General features: G+C 32.8%; 2 protein-coding genes and 2 pseudogenes. All 4 read left to right on the top strand.

The window, feature by feature from the left end; all coding sequences use genetic code 11:
* Positions 1 to 196 precede the first annotated feature (196 nt).
* Positions 197 to 2,044, top strand: coding sequence for an ABC transporter substrate-binding protein (locus PKN74_RS08040; RefSeq protein ID WP_472310296.1), 1,848 nt, complete (start codon positions 197 to 199; stop codon positions 2,042 to 2,044).
* 167 nt (positions 2,045 to 2,211) lie between these two features.
* A complete protein-coding gene (locus PKN74_RS08035) occupies positions 2,212 to 3,249 on the top strand; it encodes an ABC transporter permease (protein ID WP_472310294.1) in 1,038 nt (345 codons plus the stop codon).
* 11 nt (positions 3,250 to 3,260) lie between these two features.
* Positions 3,261 to 3,374 (top strand): annotated as a pseudogene (locus PKN74_RS08030) (ABC transporter permease); the annotation flags it as partial.
* 468 nt (positions 3,375 to 3,842) lie between these two features.
* Positions 3,843 to 4,208, top strand: a pseudogene (locus PKN74_RS08025) (ABC transporter permease); the annotation flags it as partial.

Raw genomic sequence — 4,208 nt, 5'->3', positions numbered from 1 at the left:
AAATATTTAACTTTTGTTTTGCTTAAATCAAGATTGTTGAGGATAAAACACATTCAAAGTATTTAATTATTCGAGCATTTAAAATCATTAATTTTATTGCTTGAATATTACAAGTGAATATGATATAATTCAAACATCCGGTGGAATTATTAAGTTAGAAAACTTGTATTTTTTAACCTGTAAGGGAGGTATTGGCATGAAAAAGTTTGTGTTTATTTTGTTAGTTGGTTTGTTGTCAGTTTTTGCTTTTTCACAAGTAAAGAATCCCGATATGATTTTTGATGCAACCTTATCGGAACCAGACACATTAGATATACATCATGCTTATGATACTGCAAGCGCAGAGGTTATTTTTAATGTATATGATAACCTTATAGCTTATGATGGTGAAAGCATGACCGACTTTGTTCCTATGATATCAACAGTTGTTCCAAGTGAAGAAAATGGTTATCTCAGAGACGATGGAACAACTTATGTATTTCCAATTAGAAAAGGTGTAAAATTTCAAAACGGAAATGATCTAACTCCCCAAGATGTTGAGTACACATTTGAAAGAGGTATACTCTATGATCCTGCAGCTGGGCCGATGTGGATGCTGATAGAACCTATTTTTGGAGCTTTCACAGTTAGAGAACTTGTTGAAGAGTATGTCGGCGTTTCTTGGGATAAGATATTTGACAGTAATATGAATCCAATTTCTAAGGAATATGAAACGGCTCTTATTAACTTTTATCATGATGTTGTAGATCCGGCAATAGAAGTTGTAGGAGACGAGGTTCATATCCATTTAGTAAGACCTTATGCTCCTTTTCTTAACATTATTGCTAGTGGTGGAGGTTGGGGTGCTATACTAGATAAAGAATATTCTGTACAGTTAGGTTTATGGGACGGAAAGGCAGAGGGTTGGTGGAAGTATCATGGTTGGACTAAAGAACAATCTCCATTGTTTGATCATGCTATGGGTAGTGGACCATATAAACTTATGGAATGGGATCATGCTCAACAAAGAATCGTTTTAGAAAGATTTGATGATTATTGGAAAGGACCGGCAGCCATTAAGACCGTTGTAATTCAAGGAATAGATGAATGGTCTACAAGAAGAGCCATGCTTGAAAGAGGAGATGCAGATAGAATTGATGTTCCTATACAATACTTGGATGTAGTAAAATCTATGCAAGGTGTCACTGTTCTAGAAGGTCTCCCAACTGTTCAAATTACTTCTTTAGGATTTAACTGGGAAATTAAATCAGAATCTCCTTATATTGGTAGTGGTCAATTAGATGGAAATGGTATACCTACTAACTTTTTTGAAGATGAAAACGTCAGGTTAGGATTTGCGTATGCATTTGACTATGAAGGTATGATTAATGAGGTACTAAAAGGTTTGGGCGTTCATGTTCCTACTGCTTTGCCACAAGGATTTTTGGGATTTGATGGTTCACTTCCAAAATATACTTTAGATCTTGAGAAGGCTGAAAATTATTTCAGAAGAGCATTTAGGGGAAGATTATGGCAGCAGGGATTTAAAATGGATGTTCTCTACAATATAGGTAATGAAGAGAGAAGGGTTGCCGCAGAAATTTTAAGAGATAACCTTGCAAAGATAAATCCTAAATTCCAAGTAGAAGTTAGAGGGGTTCAATGGCCAACTTATTTGGATGCTAGAGAAAATATGATTCTTCCAGTATATATTATTGGGTGGCTAGCTGATTTTCCTGATCCTCACAATTTCATTTTCACTTATTATCACAGTCAAGGTGATTATGGACATTATTATGGAACAAAATTTGTAGAATTTGCTACACTACCAAGACCAGAATTTGGTGGAAAATCATTAAACAAAATGATAGAAGATGCATCATTAGAAACAGATCCTTACAAGAGAGAACAAATGTATGTAGATATTCAAAAGTTTGTCATTGATTATGCTTTAACATTGCCTTTGTATCAGCCGTTGGCAATACGAGTTCATAGAGATTGGCTAAAAGGATATGTTTATAACCCAATTTGGCCAGGAGATTATTATTACTTGTATTCTAAATAAAAATTAAATAAGTAAGTTCCAAAAAAGGAACAAATTTATAATCATGGGTGGTAAAATAATGGAGAGGGGAATTTCCCCTCTCTTTTTAGGTAAATACTTTTTAAGTATTATTATAATTAAATCAATATATTAAATATATTATTAGATAACTATGGAGGTGTTGACTTTTGACGACGTATATAATAAGAAGACTTCTACTTTTACCGTTAATAATTTTAGGGGTTACATTAATAGTATTTTCTATGTCTCAATTGCTTGGCCCTCTAAAACTATTGTCAACATATGTGGATCCTAATACTTATGCAAAAATGTCAGAGAGAGATATACAGATTTTAATGAAACAATATGGCTTAACAGATCCTTTTCCGGTTAGATATGGGAAATGGGTGAAAAACTTGTTGAAAGGCGATCTTGGTTGGTCTGTAGTTGGGAAAGAACCAGTTTTAGATGCCTTAATTCATAGATTTCCTTATACTATTGAATTAGCACTCTACGCATTATTTCCAATTATAGGAGTCGGTATCTGGCTAGGGGTGACAGCTGCTGTTCATCATAATTCTTTTATTGATCAGTTTATCAGAATATTCGCTTTGATTGGATGGTCTCTGCCTGATTTTGTTTGGGCAATTCTAGTTTTGTTAATTTTTTACATAGGCCTTGGTTGGTTCCCTCCAGGAAATTTAAGTATTTGGGCAAATCAAATAGTTAAAAGTGCGTCATTTAAAAATTACACTCATTTGTTGACTATTGATGCGTTATTAAATGGTAGGATAGATATATTTTGGGATGCTCTTAGACACATTATAGGACCAGTTATAGCTATTTCATGGTTATGGTGGGCAAATTTGCTTAGAATAACAAGATCTTCAATGTTGGAAGTTTTGAGAAAAGATTATGTTAGAACAGCTCGCTCCAAAGGGTTACCTGAAAAAGTTGTTATTAACAAACATGCTAGGAAAAATGCATTAATTCCTGTAGTAACTACCGCAGGACAGATGGTGATTGGGTTGTTAACTGGAGTTGTTATAGTAGAAATGGTTTTTGTTAGAACCGGCCTGGGTTCATTTGCAGCTACGGCTGCACAACAGCTGGATTATGCTTCTATAATGGGAGTACTTTTATTCACTTCATTACTATTGATAATTGGAAATTTAATAATTGATATATCATATGCAATAATTGATCCAAGAATCAGGCTAGGGTGAGGTGAAAAATTGTGAGCGAAGAGTTTAAAAGGACTTTAAAACGTTTTTTTACTAATCCATCTGCTTTAATAGGAGTTACTATATTAATATTTTTTATAATAATAGCTATTTTTGCACCTTGGATAGCACCCCCAAAAATTCCAGTAAATAAGAACTTAGAAAAAGCTAGAAATCTACTAGAAAATTATTCTGAAGAGAATAAATATCTTATAATTAATGAGTTAAAAAATTTTTGGGATGATACGTATTTCTTTGCAGAGGATGATTACATTGAATTATCTAATTTAATGGAAACAATTGCAAAATTTCATAATAAAGAAGTGTCATCAAATGAATTAAAAGCACATATAAAAGAGTTAACGGATTATTATATACTAAATATTACTTATTATGAAAAATTTGATGAAGAAACCAATAAAGTTATAAAAAATCTTAAGAAAGAATACAATAAGATTGAAAAAAAGTATAAAGAATCTGTTATTAGTTTAAATTTAATAAACGAATTAGAGAAAATAGATGGCGAGGAATTTGTTAAACAAGCGATTAAGGTAGTTTCAAGATTCGATAAAAATTTTCATGAGGCTATAGGCTTTAATCCTTATATCATGCCTAATGTTACGACTACAAGAACTCCTATACCCCCTTCAAAAGAACATCCGTTTGGAATAGTTAATCAAAAAGATATTTTTTACGGAGTTATTTGGGGTACGAGAACTGCATTTGAAATTGGTTTGGTTGTTGTGGCAATTTCCACTGTAATAGGATTATTTATAGGATCGGTTGCAGCTTATTTTGGTGGATGGTTAGAAGAAGTTTTGATGAGAATAACAGATATATTTATGTCTATCCCTTTTATGTTAGCAGCTATGGTACTCACAACTATCTTGGGATTAGGTATAAAAAATATGATGATCGCGCTTATTGTATTTGGATGGATGGTTACTGCGAGACTTATAAGA

The sequence above is a fragment of the Defluviitoga sp. genome (assembly GCF_035349255.1).
Lineage (GTDB): Bacteria > Thermotogota > Thermotogae > Petrotogales > Petrotogaceae > Defluviitoga.
This window is presented reverse-complemented; position numbering and strand designations above follow the sequence as displayed.